At 49.6% G+C, this 14,195-nt stretch carries 14 protein-coding genes; all 14 read left to right on the top strand.

All coding sequences use genetic code 11. The features are described from left to right. Window positions 1–6 precede the first annotated feature (6 nt). The 14 genes from C7U56_RS01400 (at window position 7) to C7U56_RS01465 (ending at window position 14,086) form a co-directional block, all read left to right on the top strand. A complete protein-coding gene (locus tag C7U56_RS01400; RefSeq protein ID WP_022359516.1) occupies window positions 7–306 on the top strand; it encodes a cell division topological specificity factor MinE in 300 nt (99 codons plus the stop codon). 28 nt (window positions 307–334) lie between these two features. Then, window positions 335–1,411, top strand: coding sequence for an FtsW/RodA/SpoVE family cell cycle protein (locus tag C7U56_RS01405; RefSeq protein ID WP_338108838.1), 1,077 nt, complete (start codon window positions 335–337; stop codon window positions 1,409–1,411). An 82-nt stretch (window positions 1,412–1,493) separates the two neighbouring features. Next, complete coding sequence (locus tag C7U56_RS01410; protein WP_022359519.1) at window positions 1,494–1,889, top strand: methylglyoxal synthase; 396 nt, start codon at window positions 1,494–1,496, stop codon at window positions 1,887–1,889. Beyond that, a complete protein-coding gene (locus C7U56_RS01415; protein ID WP_181357139.1) occupies window positions 1,886–2,863 on the top strand; it encodes a D-alanyl-D-alanine carboxypeptidase family protein in 978 nt (325 codons plus the stop codon). The genes C7U56_RS01410 and C7U56_RS01415 overlap by 4 nt, the downstream gene beginning before the upstream one ends. Before the next feature lie 87 nt (window positions 2,864–2,950). Next, window positions 2,951–3,370, top strand: coding sequence for a hypothetical protein (locus C7U56_RS01420; RefSeq protein WP_022359521.1), 420 nt, complete (start codon window positions 2,951–2,953; stop codon window positions 3,368–3,370). Window positions 3,371–3,779: 409 nt separating this feature from the next. Further along, window positions 3,780–5,021: an aminopeptidase P N-terminal domain-containing protein gene (locus C7U56_RS01425; RefSeq protein WP_106999854.1), complete on the top strand. Its 1,242-nt coding sequence runs from the start codon at window positions 3,780–3,782 to the stop codon at window positions 5,019–5,021. Window positions 5,022–5,023: 2 nt separating this feature from the next. Further along, window positions 5,024–6,085, top strand: a complete 1,062-nt coding sequence (locus C7U56_RS01430; protein WP_106999855.1) for a M24 family metallopeptidase — start codon at window positions 5,024–5,026, stop codon at window positions 6,083–6,085. Window positions 6,086–6,109: 24 nt separating this feature from the next. Next, window positions 6,110–7,771: a peptide ABC transporter substrate-binding protein gene (locus tag C7U56_RS01435; protein WP_106999856.1), complete on the top strand. Its 1,662-nt coding sequence runs from the start codon at window positions 6,110–6,112 to the stop codon at window positions 7,769–7,771. A gap of 194 nt (window positions 7,772–7,965) precedes the next feature. Next, window positions 7,966–8,886 carry an ABC transporter permease gene (locus tag C7U56_RS01440; protein ID WP_022358658.1) on the top strand — a complete coding sequence of 307 codons (921 nt, stop codon included), beginning with the start codon at window positions 7,966–7,968 and terminating at the stop codon, window positions 8,884–8,886. An 8-nt stretch (window positions 8,887–8,894) separates the two neighbouring features. After that, complete coding sequence (locus tag C7U56_RS01445) at window positions 8,895–9,905, top strand: ABC transporter permease (RefSeq protein ID WP_233430143.1); 1,011 nt, start codon at window positions 8,895–8,897, stop codon at window positions 9,903–9,905. 13 nt (window positions 9,906–9,918) lie between these two features. Further along, window positions 9,919–11,010 carry an ABC transporter ATP-binding protein gene (locus C7U56_RS01450; protein WP_022358656.1) on the top strand — a complete coding sequence of 364 codons (1,092 nt, stop codon included), beginning with the start codon at window positions 9,919–9,921 and terminating at the stop codon, window positions 11,008–11,010. Beyond that, window positions 10,994–11,968, top strand: a complete 975-nt coding sequence (locus C7U56_RS01455) for an ABC transporter ATP-binding protein (protein WP_106999857.1) — start codon at window positions 10,994–10,996, stop codon at window positions 11,966–11,968. The genes C7U56_RS01450 and C7U56_RS01455 overlap by 17 nt, the downstream gene beginning before the upstream one ends. A 332-nt stretch (window positions 11,969–12,300) precedes the next feature. Then, complete coding sequence (locus C7U56_RS01460; protein ID WP_106999858.1) at window positions 12,301–13,533, top strand: MalY/PatB family protein; 1,233 nt, start codon at window positions 12,301–12,303, stop codon at window positions 13,531–13,533. Further along, on the top strand, window positions 13,523–14,086 hold the full coding sequence (locus C7U56_RS01465; protein ID WP_106999859.1) for a helix-turn-helix domain-containing protein: 564 nt from the start codon (window positions 13,523–13,525) through the stop codon (window positions 14,084–14,086). Before C7U56_RS01460 ends, C7U56_RS01465 begins: the two co-directional genes overlap by 11 nt. Window positions 14,087–14,195: the final 109 nt, after the last annotated feature.

Below are 14,195 nucleotides of genomic sequence, written 5' to 3' on the forward strand. Positions count from 1 at the left end.
GACGCTATGATTCTGATTGCAGAACTGTTTACGAAAAAGAATTCCGGCGAGATAGCCAGAAAGCGTTTAAAACACCTTCTGACTGCCGATCGGGCGGGCTGTTCGCCGGAACTTCTGGATCTGATTCGCGCAGATTTCCTGAGGAGCGTGTCACGTTATCTGGAGATTGATCCGGGGGATGTGACACTCCGGATTCTGAGGACATCCTCAGAACAGCCGGCGGAGGTATTCCCGGCGGTCTGTGCGTCGGTGCCGGTTCTTACTTTAAGGAGCCATTTACAGCATGATATTCGATTACCAATTTAGAAATTACAACTTTCGAGCCCTCATTTATATGATTCTGCTGAGTGTTCTCGGCATTTTGGTTGTCGGGAGCGCCAGCAATCAGGACCGTTCCTCTGTGATAAAACAGATTATCGGAGTGGTTGTATCCCTGATTATCTGTCTGGTTCTGTCTTTGATTGATTACCATCAGTATTTCCGATTTACCACGCTTATCTATGTGGTCTGTGCCGGAATGCTGGCGGCAGTTCTTTTGTTTGGACGTACCACCAAGGGCGCGACCCGCTGGCTGCGGATCGGCGGGATTCAGATCCAGCCGTCCGAGTTTGTAAAGATCGGTCTGATCCTCATCCTGGCGAATTTTCTTTCCAGAAACCGGGATAAAATCAATGAGCCAAAGACATTGGGGATGACGGCGCTTATCTGTGTCCTTCCGGTCGGCATGGTATATTTACAGCCGAACCTTTCCACCACCATCGTCATCTGCTTCATGATTCTGTGCATGGTTTATGTAGCCGGTATCAGTTACAAATGGATTGCCGGTGCGGTGGCGGTCGGGGTACCTGGATTTGCGGCGCTTATCTATCTGTCGCTGCAGGGATTCATCCCGTTTCTCCAGAAATACCAGGCACAGCGTATCATGGGAAAGATTTTCCACAGCAGCAGTGAATTTACGGATCTGAACCGTCAGCAGGATAACTCCATGATGGCGATCGGCTCCGGGCAGCTGCGCGGCAAGGGGCTTTTTAACAACACATTAAGCTCCGTCAAGAATGGAAATTTCCTCTCGGAGGAACAGACGGACTTTATCTTCGCTGTTATCGGAGAGGAGCTTGGGTTTGTCGGCGGCGTGGCGGTCATTGCCCTCTATGCGCTGCTGGTGTATGAGTGCCTTTGGATTGCGGCGCGCGCAAAAGACACAGCTGGACGTCTGATTGCATCGGGCATGGCGGCGCTTCTGGCGTTCCAGAGTTTTGCCAACATTGCGGTAGCCACGGGAATCTTCCCGAACACGGGTCTTCCGCTTCCGTTTATAAGCTCCGGACTTAGTTCACTGCTCAGTATGTTTATCGGAATGGGAGTTGTTCTCAATGTTGGATTGCAACGAAATAACGTAACCGTTCAGTAAGTACATGCATGGACTGTGAAGCTGCATGGAAATTGAATTTTATGGTTATGAAAAATAGGAATCATTAAGGAGGCAGGTATAGATGTATATCGGGTTAATCGCACATGATGCGAAGAAAAAACTGATGCAGAACTTCTGTATCGCATATCGCGGCATCCTGAGCAAGCATGAACTCTATGCGACAGGAACGACAGGCCGCCTGATTGAGGAGGTTACGAATCTGACCCTCCATAAATATCTGCCGGGTCATCTGGGAGGTTCCCAGCAGCTCGGCGCACAGATCGAACACAATCAGATCGATCTGCTGATTTTCCTGCGCGATCCGTTGGCGCCGAAGCCGCATGAGCCAGATGTTAATGATGTTGTCCGCCTCTGTGATATTCACAATATCCCGATGGCGACAAACCTGGCGACGGCAGAGCTTCTCGTCAAGGCGCTTGACCGCGGCGATATGGAATGGCGGGAGATGTACAAATGAGAAAACAGACAATCGGACTTGCGGGTGCACTGATGCTTTGCGGTATCGGCATGCTGACCGGCTGTGGTGCCCGCGGTCTGGAACAGGCATATTCATTTCAAAAACGGGAAGCGCAGATGACGCCAGCGGCAGGTGCCGGGCTGGCGCCCTTTTTTGCGTCTTCTCTCTGCGTACCGGAATCTGCAGACGGCGATATTGCTCCAGATGATGCGGTGACGGCGCAGGCGGGCGCATTGTTTGATGTGACCGACTCCAGCGTTATATATGGTAAGAACATCTATGACCAGATGTACCCGGCGAGCATCACGAAGGTAATGACGGCGATCATCGCGATCGAGGAAGGCAATCTTTCCGATGAGGTGACGGCAAATGATGATGTCGTGATCCGCGAGGCAGGCACTTCGATGGCAGGCATCAAGCCGGGCGATACCTTTACGCTGGAGCAGCTCTTATATGGACTGATGATTCCGTCCGGCAACGATGCAGCCAATGCGATTGCGGATCATATCGCCGGAAGCACGGATGCGTTTGTGGAGAAGATGAATGCGAAAGCGAAGGAACTCGGTGCGACCCACACGCATTTTGTCAATGCAAATGGTCTGCACAGCACCGACCACTATACAACGGCATATGATCTCTATCTGATTTTCAACGAGGCGCTTAAACTGCCGCTGTTTTGTGAGATCATCAACGCGCAGTCTTATACAGCTGATTATACCGATGCAAATGGAGCCGCAAAACAGCAGGTCTGGAAGGTTGGCAACTGGTATCTGAAGGGAGACCGCGAGGCACCGGAGGGAGTGACTGTCTTAGGCGGCAAAACCGGCACCACACAGGCGGCTGGCTACTGCCTGATCATGGCGAGCGATGGGGACGATGGCAAGGAATATATATCGGTTGTGCTAAAATCTTCAAATCGTCCGTCACTTTATGACAATATGACGGAAATTTTGACTAAAATTTCAAATAAGTGATTGCAATATTTATAAATTTATACTATAATTATTTATACAATAAAAGATTTTACATACAACTTAAATAAACTCAAGGAGGAGATTGTTATGGTTCAGATCATCGCAGGAGCAAAGGGAAAAGGAAAAACTAAATATTTACTCGATATGGCGAACACGGCTGTCAAAGAAGCCAAGGGTTCCGTTGTCTATCTGGATAAGAGTTCCAAACATATGTATGAGTTGAATAACCAGATTCGCCTTATCAATGTACAGGAATATCCGATTGATACCAGCGATGGATTTATCGGATTTATTTGTGGTATTATCTGCCAGGATCACGATCTGGAGCAGATGTATCTTGACAGCTTCCTGAAACTTGCCTGCCTCGAGGGAGCGGATATTGAAGAGACCTACAAGACGCTGGAGACCATCAGTGAGAAATATCATGTAAAATTCGTTTTAAGCATATCCATGAATGCAGCCGATCTTCCAGAGTGTGCGAAAGAAAGTGTTGTAGTATCTTTATAAGAGATTCAAAATGAACGAAACCGCAGCTGTCAGCGCAGGGCGGAGACAGGAGACTGTCCGATTCATCTGAAAAAGGAGAATTGGATGGTCTCTTTTTTTCTAATTTTCTAGTTTGGGCTCAAAACCATCTTTCCACATTTTCATTGAAATGCTTCTTTTGCAGGTACCACCTTTGGGAAAAAATAGATATGCTTTTACATTCTTTTCAAAATTGAAAGGATTTCCTATCATATATATGAAATTTTGCATTAAATGAAAAAATTACAAAATATACTGAAAAATAATTGTAAAATTTTGATTTATACGGTATAATGACACATGTCGGGAGACAAAAGATTACGATACATCTATTTGTGAGATAGATACAAAAGTATACGGAAATCATTTAAAAGACAGGAAGGAAAATACTATGAATGCAGAATTTTACCAAGGGAACCGACAGCGGCTGTATGACAGCCTTCCGGATCACACCCTGCTTCTCCTGTTTTCCGGTTCTTCCATCCGAAAAACAGCCGATGAAAATTATCCGTTTTATGCCGATCGGAGTTTTCTCTATCTGACCGGCATCGGGCAGGAACACACAGTCCTGATGGCAGAGAAGGACGGAGAAGAGGTACAGGAAACACTTTACATACTTCCGCCGGATATGCTGGCCGAGCGGTGGACCGGGAAACGGTTCACACCGGAGGAGGCCAGGGCGCGATCCGGGGCCGCGCAGATCGCATCGAGCGGCGAGTGGGAAAACCGTCTGAAACTTCTGATGCGGAGCGGACGGTTTGAGCGGATTGCGATGGATCTGTATCGGCACGATCCGGAGGATGCAGATACCGAGAGTATCCGGATGGCACGGAAACTTAGAAAGTGGTACCCGGCAGCCACACTCACGGATATTTCCCGTCAGATACGCCGCCAGCGCACCATCAAGCAGCCGTGTGAGATCGAGGCGATGCGGGAGGCAGTCAAGATTACAAGGGACGGCATTCTGGCGATGATGAAGGCATCAAAGCCGGGAATGTACGAATACCAGTATAAAGCCGAATTCGACTACGCACTGGCGCAGCACGGATGCCTTGAACCGGCATTTCCGAGTATCATTTCCGCGGGAGCCAATAATTTCTGTATTCACTATTATGAGTACACAGGGCAGGCGAAGGACGGCGATATGATTCTCAACGACGTAGGCGCCCAGTACGACCACCTCTTCAATGATGTATCGCGCGGTTGGCCGTGCAACGGAAAGTTTTCCGAACGGCAGCGACTTCTTTACACATGTGCATACCGGACTTCGCAGCACATGTTCTCTATCATCCGGCCGGGAATGAAGATGGCAGACGTGGACCGGCTGGCGAGGGAATACAATTTCGAACAGCTCAAAGCGATCGGCTTATGTGACCGGTATGAGGATGTCGGCAGATATATCTGGCACGGCGGCGCCCACCATGTTGGCTGGGACACACATGATCTGGTCGATGTCGATATCGTAGAGCCGGGTATGGTTTTCTGCGTGGATATCGGCATCTACTGCGAGGAATGGGGCATCGGCTTCCGCCTCGAGGATAACTGCCTGGTAACGGAGGATAGCTGTGAGAATCTGACAGCATCCATCCCCAGAACGATAGAGGAAATAGAATCAGTGATGGGAGGAGAGTAAGCATGGAACAGTTACTTGCGTATATGCAGAAAGAGCACCTGGATGGCATGTTCATCAGCCGCCCGGTCAATGTAAAGTATGTCAGCCATTATACCGGCGAAGATTCCTGGCTTTTTATCACGGAGCAGGAAAAATTCTTTCTGACAGATCCGCGCTACACCGAGCAGGTTTCCTATGAGTGCCCGGATTACACAATTTTGAACTGGAGAGACACCTACGGTTCCATCGGAAAGGCACTTGCCTACGCGGCGGAAAAGGTTGGGGCAAAGACGATCGGCTTTGAAGCAGCCCACCTGACCGTTGAACAGTACCAGAACCTCCAGTCGGAGGTAAAAGCAGAGCTGGTACCGGCGGACGGCATCATCGAGGAGTTCCGCTCCATCAAGAGGCCGGAAGAGATTGAGTGCCTGCGTATCTCCTGTGATATTGCTTCAAGGGCATATGAAAAGATCCAGAAGGATATCCGGGTCGGCATTACCGAGAAAGAGCTGGCGGCGCGTTTAAGCCTCTATATGGTTCTGGAGGGCGCGGATACACAGCCATACGGCAATATCCTCATCTCCGGTGCGAGAACATCCCTGCTTCATGGAATTCCGTCCCAGAAGGCGATTGAATACGGCGATCTGGTCCTGATGGATTATGGATGCCAGTATCATGGTTATTTATCTGATATGACGCGTACCCTGGTAGTCGGACGCGCAACGCCGAAGCAGAAGGAAGTATACAAGATTGAGCAGCAGATGGTCGCTGCGGTGGAAGGATTCTTAAAAGATGGGGTTTCGGCATCGGATGCATATTATGAATCCACGAAGATCATCGAGGGGACCGAGTATTTTCCATATCACTACACAGGAATCGGACACGGCGTCGGCATGTTTGTCCATGAGATTCCATTTATGAGCCCTGTTTCTAAAAATATCGTGCATGCCAATAATGTCATGACCGTGGAACCGGGTATCTATATTCCAGGATGGGGCGGTATCCGCATTGAAGATCAGCTTCTCATCACGGAGACAGGCAATGAAAACCTGATCAGCGCCACAAAGGAACTGATTGAGCTTTAATAAAAAAGGACAAGGAGGAATATTATGAGAAAAAACAAACTACTTGCACTGGGATTAGCTGCACTGATGGCAGCGAGTGTAGCGGGCTGTTCCACTCCGAGCGCTTCGGTGGATGATACGAAGGCAGCTGAATCGGGAAGTGACAGTTCCCAGAGCGCAGCAGCGGGCGAAAAGATTTTCCGTTATTCCAACACGGCGGATATCGCGACGATTGACCCTGATAAGACAAACTCGGTAGCAGACGCGACCGTCTCCTATCATATCTATGATGGTCTGTACCGCAACGTACAGGGCGAGCTTCAGCCGGCAACCGCTGAGAGCTATGAAGTCAGCGATGATGGTCTCGTATATACTTTCAAACTCCGTCAGGATACAAAGTGGAGTGATGGACAGACTGTTACGGCTAAGGATTATGAGTACGGTATGAAGCGTCTCTGCGATCCGGCAGCAGCCTGCCCTGCCAGCTATCTGGGTGCTGTTTTAAAGAACGGTGCCAAGGTCAGTGAGGGTGAACTTCCGGTGGATGAACTGGGAGTCAAGGCACTGGATGACTTTACCCTGGAGATTACGCTTGAGAATCCGGCTGATTACTTTGTCAGCATGACAAGCATGAGTGCATTCATGCCGGTACGTGAAGACCTGGTTGAGAAATATGGCAATGAGTTCGGCGGAAGTGCCGATAAACAGGTTTACAATGGACCGTTCGTTGTAAGTGAATACAGTAACGGCAAGGTAGAACTGACGAAGAATCCAGATTACTATGACAATGAAAAGATCAGTCTGGACGGCGTTGAGATTCTGACCGTAGCCGATCAGACTACCGCTGTTTCGATGTTCGATGCAGGCGAGCTGGATCTGGCAGAGGTTCCAACCGAGCTGGCAGCGCAGTATGAGGGCAAGACACAGTCCTACTACAACGGCGCAGACGATTATGCGGCACTGAATCACCGGAATAAATATCTGGCAAACAAGAACCTGCGTCTGGCGATGAACTACGCAGTCAACCGTGAAGAATACATTCTTCTGACCCACAATGGCTTATATCAGGCTAACCAGAGATATGTGCTTCCGCAGGTTCGCGGCGTGGACGGTGAGTACGGCACCGAGTATCCGTTAGAGGCATTCCCACTTCAGGGTGATATGGATAAGGCAAAAGAGTATCTGGATACGGCATTATCTGAATTAGGTCTTTCCAGTGCTTCTGATATTTCCCTGAAACTGGTTGTATCCGATTCTGACACAGCGAAGAAAGAGGCAGAGGTTGTTGCAAACCAGTGGAAGAACAACCTGGGTATCAACGTAGATATCAACATGGTTCCGTACGCAACGAAAAACGCACTCCTGGTTCCGGACAGTGATGAGTACGATATCATCATGAGCGGCTGGGCACCGGATTACTCTGACCCGTACAGCTACCTGGAGCTCTGGTACAGCACCTCCGGCTACAACTACTTAAATTACCACAGTGATGAATACGATAAGTACATCGACGCTTCCAAGACAACTTCCGGTAAAGAGCGTATGGACAATCTGTTCAATGCAGAGAAGACACTCCTGGAAGACGGCGCACTGGTAGCGCTTCAGTTAAGAGAGGTTCCGTATATGGTATCTGACCGTGTACAGAATCTGGGCGCATACTTTGTTGGACTGAACTATGACTATATGTATGTGGACATCACAAACTAATCCATCATCTATCCAAAACATATTGAAAAACCTTAGAAGATGATTGAAGCACCTGCGCTTCAGGATCCGGCAAAGCGGCTGGATTTCTGAAGCGCAGTACATATCCGGTGGCTACCTGGCGGATGAATGAGCCGTAACCGGCGGCCGGAACAACCGGATTTGGGATGTTCCCGTAGTTAAAGGAGCGTGAACCTATGAAAAAATATATACTGAAGCGGGTGGGAATATCCATTGTGACTGTGTTTGTTCTCGTATCCGTTGTATTTTTCCTGGCAAGGCTGATGCCGGGCGGACCGTTCAATGATCCGAAAATGTCAGCAACCGCAAAGGCCAATTTAAGTGCCTACTACGGATTCGATAAACCTTTACTCCAGCAGTATCTGACATATCTGAATAATCTGATTCATGGAAATTTCGGTTTTTCTACCAAATATCCGAGCCGTACCGTCAATGACCTGTTAGCAGGCGCATTTCCGTATTCGGCAGACCTTGGTATCCGCGCATTATGTTTTGCGATTTCCTTTGGTCTTGTATTTGGTATTATTTCTGCATTAAACCGTGGCAATAAAATTGATTTAATCTTTGTGATTGTAGCTGTATTTGGTACAAGTGTCCCGGATTTTATCATGGGCGCACTGCTGCAGCATTTCTTTGCAGTCAAATGGGGACTGTTCCCGATCGCGCAGTACAAGGGCTTTTCGTACACGATCCTGCCGTCGATCGGACTGGGATTCTACACGATGGCATCCGTCTCGCGTATCATGCGTGCGAGTATGCTGGAGGTAGTCCAGCAGGATTATATCAAGACAGCGCGCTCGAAGGGTATTTCGAAGTTCCGTGTGACCTGGAAGCATCAGATCCGGAACGCGATCATGCCGGTTGTCACAATCCTTGGTCCGACGGTAGCAGCCGTTCTGACCGGTACATTTGTTATTGAGTCCCTGTTTGCTATCCCCGGCATGGGTAAATATTATGTTGAGAGTGTGCAGAACAACGATTACTCCCTGATCCTTGGCATGACGGCGTTTTACGGCACATTCCTGGTATTCTGCAACATGGTAGTTGATATTCTGTATGGCGTGATCGATCCGAGAGTGCGGATCGGTGGAAAGTAGGTGGCAGTATGGGTGAGATGAAAATGAAAGATGGAAATGTGCTGCCTTCTGAGAATTCCGGCGCAGCAGCGGGTACATCCGAAAACTTGACAGATGGACGCGCGATTACCCTCGACAAGTTTGAGATGGTAGGTAAAAATATTGAAAAAATGGAATCGATCTCCCGACCAAGCCTGACCTTCTGGCAGGAGGCGTGGAGACGAATCCGGACAAATAAGGCGGCATATTTCAGTCTGATTCTGTTGATTGCATATGGACTGTTAGCGATCTTTGCACCGATGTTCAGCCACTACGGATTTGACCAGCAGGATGCCTACTCGATGAGCAAGGGGATTTCAGCAGCTCATTGGCTGGGAACCGACTCTCTGGGGCGTGACCTCTGGGTACGTGTCTGGATGGGCGCGCGTGTTTCTTTGACGATCGGTCTTCTGGCAGCCCTTTTAAATACTGTAATTGGTACAGTGCTGGGCGGTTTCTGCGGCTATTATGGCGGCAAGTTTGATATGATCGTCATGCGTATCATCGATGTTATTTATGGTATTCCATCCCTGATCGTCTGTATTTTGGTTATGGTAGTATTAGGTTCCGGCGTTAAAAGCTTAATCATTGCAATGGTTATTGTTGGATGGACGGGAACCTGCCGTTTTACCAGAGGCGAAGTATACCGCTTGAAAGAGCAGGATTTTGTACTGGCAGCCCGCGTCATGGGCGAGTCGGCGTTCACAATCATCGTGCGTGAGATCATCCCGAATATCATGGGTCTTCTGATCACAAACCTGACAATGGCAATCCCGAGCGCCATCTTCCAGGAGGCGTTCTTGAGTTATATCGGTCTCGGCATTTCCCCGCCGCAGGCAAGCTGGGGCGTTCTGGCAAAAGAGGGAACCCGTATGATGACGGCAGCGCCGCATATGCTGTACGTGCCGGCATTCTTTATCTGTACAACTGTACTGGCGCTCAACCAGCTCGGAAATGGTCTGCGGGATGCATTTGATCCGAGACTGAGAGGAACGGAATAGGAGGTAGGAGACAATGGCTAAAAATATATTGGAAATCAAGAATCTGACCTTCTCGTTCCATACATACGGCGGCGTGGTAAAATCCGTCCGGGATGTCAGTTTTAATGTACGCGAAGGCGAGATTCTTGGAATTGTAGGCGAGAGCGGATGCGGCAAGAGCGTTACCTCCCAGTGCATTTTAAAGCTCAACCCGGAGCCGCCGGGATTTTTTGAGGGCGGTTCGATCAAGTATAAAGGCGAGGAGATCATCACCAAGACAGACCGCGAGATGCGGAAAATCCGCGGTGTGGAGATTGGATTTATCTTTCAGGATCCGATGACCTCGTTAAACCCGACCATGACGGTTGGAAAACAGATCGAGGAGGTTTTTGTCGGACGGAAGGGGATGACCCGGGCAGAAGTCAGGGAACGGGCGCTGGAGATCCTGCGTCTGGTCGGCATTAATGAGCCGGAGCGTCGTTATAAACAGTATCCGCATGAGTTGTCCGGCGGTATGAAGCAGCGTGTCATGATCGCGATCGCGCTGGTCGGCAAGCCGAGCATCATCATCGCGGATGAGCCGACGACCTCGCTGGACGTAACGATCGAGGCACAGATCCTGGATCTTCTGAAGGAACTGCGCGATAAGATGAACACCTCGATTATCCTGATTACCCACGATCTCGGAGTTATCGCCAAGATGTGCGACCGCGTGCTTGTTATGTATGGCGGCAAGGTGGCTGAAAAAGGAACGGTTGATGAGATCTTCTATGAGACGGCACATCCGTACACGGCAGGTCTCATCAAATCAATCGCTACGCTGGATACCTCCAAGAATCAGAAGCTGGTGCCGATCGATGGAACTCCGCCGGATCTGTTTGCACCGCCGAAAGGATGCCCGTTTGCAGCGCGCTGTGAGTTTGCGATGAAGGTCTGTTATGAAGAACAGCCGGAATTTCACAGGCTTTCAGACGAACATACCTGTGCGTGCTGGCTGCAGCATGAATATGCGCCGAAGGTGGATATCATGAAAGGGCTGACTGAGGCGCAGAAACAGGAAGAAGAGGAAAATGTTGCGGCTCTGCCGGAAGAGAAACGGAGGGGACACCATGGCAAAACGAATTGATAGGAGCACACCCCTGTTCCAGGTCACGGATCTCTGCCAGTATTTCAACGTCGGCAGGGGAAAAGTGCTGAAAGCAGTTGATCACGTGCATTTTACGATTTATAAAGGGGAAACGTTGGGACTGGTAGGTGAGAGCGGATGTGGCAAGTCCACGACGGGACGGTGCCTGGTAAAGCTCTATGAGCCGGCAGCAGGCACGATCACCTATAAAGGAAAAGATATTTTTAAATACACCCGTGAAGAGGAAAAAGCATTCCGCAAGAATGTGCAGATGATCTTCCAGAATCCACATTCCTCCCTGAACCCGCGTATGACGGTCAAGGATATCATCGGTTCCGGCATGAAACTGCATGGACTGGCGACGGACAAGGATGTGGATCAGAAGGTAGAGGCGATCCTGAAGCGCGTCGGTCTGAACCGCGACCATATGTCCCGTTTCCCGCATGAGTTTTCCGGCGGTCAGAAGCAGAGAATTGGTATTGCCAGGGCATTAGCGGTCGAACCGGAGTTTGTGATCTGCGACGAGCCAATCTCCGCACTGGATGTTTCAATCCAGGCGCAGGTTTTAAATATGTTAAAGGAACTGCAGGAAGAAATGGGACTGACCTATCTCTTCATCGCACATGACTTGAGCGTCGTCAAATACATTTCCGACCGTGTTATCGTTATGTATCTGGGAACGATGGTTGAATTTGCCGATTCCGAAGAGCTGTATGCACATCCGCTGCATCCGTACACGCAGGTGCTTCTGTCCTCGATTCCGGTTGCGGATCCGAGGCTGGTGCGTGAGAAGAAGCGTATCATGGTTAAGGGCGAGATTCCAAGCCCGATCAACCCGAAGGACTGCTGCCGTTTTGCCGAGAGATGTCCGTATGCGACGGAGGAGTGCCGGGCGAAGCTGCCGGAACTCCGGGAAGTGATGCCGGGGCATTTTGTGGCTTGTCATATGGTAAAGTAAATTAAATAGATTCGTGAAGGCGTCGAAGCTGACGGGGACAGGACAGCCTGGCTTCTCAGACTTATCATTGTTCGCTTGCTTTCGCTACAGATGCTCGCCTGATGCGGACTTACATCTGCCTCATTCGGACATCTGTGCTCAAAATGCGTACAATTTGACAAGCTGAAAGCCAGACCGCCCTGTCCTCGTCAGCTTCTTAGTTTTTTGGCTAATTGAGGGAGTAATTGTAGACATTGATCGCCGACTGGTGTAAAATATTAGTTAGAATTTTTTTAAAATTATGGCTGAATTTGGAAAATTTTAACGATATATAACAGAAAGGTGGATTTTCTATGCAGTACGATTTTGATACACCGATCGATCGGACCCATACTTGGTCGATCAAGCATGATTTTAAGAAAGAAAATGGGAAAGCGGATGATATTCTGCCGCTCTGGGTGGCGGATATGGATTTTCGATCGCCGGACAGCGTGGTTGAAGCGCTGAAAAAGGCAGTAGATCACGGGATTTTCGGTTACAGCCGGGCAGATGAGTCGTACTTTGATGCGGTGGCAGCGTGGTATCAGAAACGCCATCATCTGACTCTGCAGCCGGAGTGGATGACCTGCACGCCAGGTATCGTGTTTGCACTCTCGATCGCAGTGCGGGCTTTTACCCAGGAGGGCGATGCGGTGTTGATCCAGCCGCCGGTCTACCATCCATTCAGCCGGGCGATCCTCCGCAATAAGCGGACGCTGGTGGAGAATCCGCTGGTTTTAAAAGATGGACATTATGAGATGGATCTGGAAGAGTTGGAGCAGAAGGTGCTGGATGAGCATGTCAAACTGATGATTTTATGCAATCCGCACAATCCGGTTGGCCGTGTCTGGACGAGGGAAGAGCTGACCGCACTGGCTGACATCTGCCTGCGCCACCATGTATACGTGATCAGCGACGAGATCCATGGCGATTTTGTATGGCAGGGGCATGAGCAGACTCCGTATGCGTCGATTTCAGAGGAAGCATGCCTTCATTCGATGATGTGTACAGCGCCGAGCAAGACCTTCAATCTGGCTGGCATGGCGACATCAAACCTCTTTATCCCGGATCCGGAGATGCGGCGTAAATTCCGGTCGGAGCTGCTGGATGTTGGTCAGGAAAATATGAACCGTCTGGGATTGTTCGCCTGCCGTGCAGCGTATGAAGGCGGCGGGGAATGGCTGGATCAGCTTATCGGCTATCTGGCTGGCAATCTGGCACTGGTGCGCGATTTCTGTAAAAACCGTGTGCCGCAGATTCAACTGGTAGAACCGGAGGGAACGTATCTGGCATGGCTGGATTGCCGTGAACTGGGGATGACGGATGATGAATTGATGGCATTCTTCTCGAATGAAGCGAAGGTATGGCTGGATCCGGGCACGCATTCGGGTGAACAGGGATCTGGATTTATGCGCTTTAATCTGGGCAGTTCGCGCAGTGTGATTGCACAGGCGCTCGATCAGATCGAGGCGGCATGGAAAGAACGCATAATGAATAATAGCAGAACCGTAAAAATAAAACGTTCGGAGGGATTGCATGGAATTTGAAGAAGTGGAGAATATTGGACAGCGGATCAAGGAGATTCGCAAGAGTAAATCTATCACGATCCAGAAGCTGTCCCAGTTTACCGATCTGTCAGTGGGATATCTGAGCAATCTAGAGCGGAACCAGGCAAGCCCGACGCTGAACAATTTGCAGCGCATCTGCGTGGCGCTTGGTATTTCGATCCGGGATCTGCTCAGTCCTTCCGGCGAGGAGAGAACCCTGATCCGCCAGGAGGAGCAGCAGTTATATGAATATGATGAGTACAAGCTTCAAATCCGCCGTCTGGATTTTGGAAAGAAACGCGGTATTTATGAGTTTTCAACCTATGATCCAGAGACAAAAGATACACCGCCGTCCTGGGGGCTGCATCCATACGCGGAGGTCGGAGTCGTTCTGGAAGGCAAGATGGAGGTCAATCTGGATGGAACGGTTTATCTCTTAGGACCGGGCGATTCGATCTATATCAAGCCGAATCTCTATCACACGATGCGGAATGCGGGCGATACTCCCTGCCGCTCCTTCTGGCATTTGCAGATTATGGATGATTCTGTATAATTGACGGGATGAATTGATCTTGAAATTTGGACAATTCACTCGTATAATAAAGGCTGTACGTTGGGCTATACAGAATATTGCAAAAGTCCATGGCCGTAGACAAATTTGC

The sequence above is a fragment of the Clostridium fessum genome (assembly GCF_003024715.1).
In the GTDB taxonomy this organism is placed as follows: domain Bacteria; phylum Bacillota; class Clostridia; order Lachnospirales; family Lachnospiraceae; genus Otoolea; species Otoolea fessa.

Coding starts and splice junctions, on each gene's coding strand:
- C7U56_RS01400 (WP_022359516.1), top strand. CDS start 7: ATGATTCTGATTGCAGAACTGTTTACGAAAAAGAATTCCGGCGAGATA.
- C7U56_RS01405 (WP_338108838.1), top strand. CDS start 335: ATGATTCTGCTGAGTGTTCTCGGCATTTTGGTTGTCGGGAGCGCCAGC.
- C7U56_RS01410 (WP_022359519.1), top strand. CDS start 1,494: ATGTATATCGGGTTAATCGCACATGATGCGAAGAAAAAACTGATGCAG.
- C7U56_RS01415 (WP_181357139.1), top strand. CDS start 1,886: ATGAGAAAACAGACAATCGGACTTGCGGGTGCACTGATGCTTTGCGGT.
- C7U56_RS01420 (WP_022359521.1), top strand. CDS start 2,951: ATGGTTCAGATCATCGCAGGAGCAAAGGGAAAAGGAAAAACTAAATAT.
- C7U56_RS01425 (WP_106999854.1), top strand. CDS start 3,780: ATGAATGCAGAATTTTACCAAGGGAACCGACAGCGGCTGTATGACAGC.
- C7U56_RS01430 (WP_106999855.1), top strand. CDS start 5,024: ATGGAACAGTTACTTGCGTATATGCAGAAAGAGCACCTGGATGGCATG.
- C7U56_RS01435 (WP_106999856.1), top strand. CDS start 6,110: ATGAGAAAAAACAAACTACTTGCACTGGGATTAGCTGCACTGATGGCA.
- C7U56_RS01440 (WP_022358658.1), top strand. CDS start 7,966: ATGAAAAAATATATACTGAAGCGGGTGGGAATATCCATTGTGACTGTG.
- C7U56_RS01445 (WP_233430143.1), top strand. CDS start 8,895: ATGGGTGAGATGAAAATGAAAGATGGAAATGTGCTGCCTTCTGAGAAT.
- C7U56_RS01450 (WP_022358656.1), top strand. CDS start 9,919: ATGGCTAAAAATATATTGGAAATCAAGAATCTGACCTTCTCGTTCCAT.
- C7U56_RS01455 (WP_106999857.1), top strand. CDS start 10,994: ATGGCAAAACGAATTGATAGGAGCACACCCCTGTTCCAGGTCACGGAT.
- C7U56_RS01460 (WP_106999858.1), top strand. CDS start 12,301: ATGCAGTACGATTTTGATACACCGATCGATCGGACCCATACTTGGTCG.
- C7U56_RS01465 (WP_106999859.1), top strand. CDS start 13,523: ATGGAATTTGAAGAAGTGGAGAATATTGGACAGCGGATCAAGGAGATT.